The organism is Streptomyces sp. NRRL F-2664, from assembly GCF_000719345.1.
In the GTDB taxonomy this organism is placed as follows: domain Bacteria; phylum Actinomycetota; class Actinomycetes; order Streptomycetales; family Streptomycetaceae; genus Streptomyces.
Genome location: NZ_JOFX01000557.1, coordinates 1 through 254 on the forward strand (window position 1 = coordinate 1; position 254 = coordinate 254).

Below are 254 nucleotides of genomic sequence, written 5' to 3' on the forward strand. Positions count from 1 at the left end.
GCCAAGGACGCCGACGCCAACCTCAAGATGTGGCTCGGTCGTGGGAACGGCACTTTCAACGCCGCCGTGCAGGTCACCGGCGGGTGGAACTTCACGCAGACGGCCGCCGCCGACTTCGACGGCAACGGCAAGACCGACCTGATCGCCCGCGACGGCGACGGCAACCTCAAGATCTGGGCGGGCCGGGGCGACGGCACCTTCGGCGCCGCAGCCCACCTCTCCGCCGGTTGGAACTTCACCCAGACCGCCGCAGC

General features: G+C 70.1%; 1 protein-coding gene. It reads left to right on the forward strand.

Going from position 1 to position 254, the window contains the following annotated elements:
* The coding region (locus IF89_RS0136960; RefSeq protein WP_030778339.1) for an FG-GAP repeat domain-containing protein at positions 1-254 on the forward strand (254 nt) is incomplete at both ends.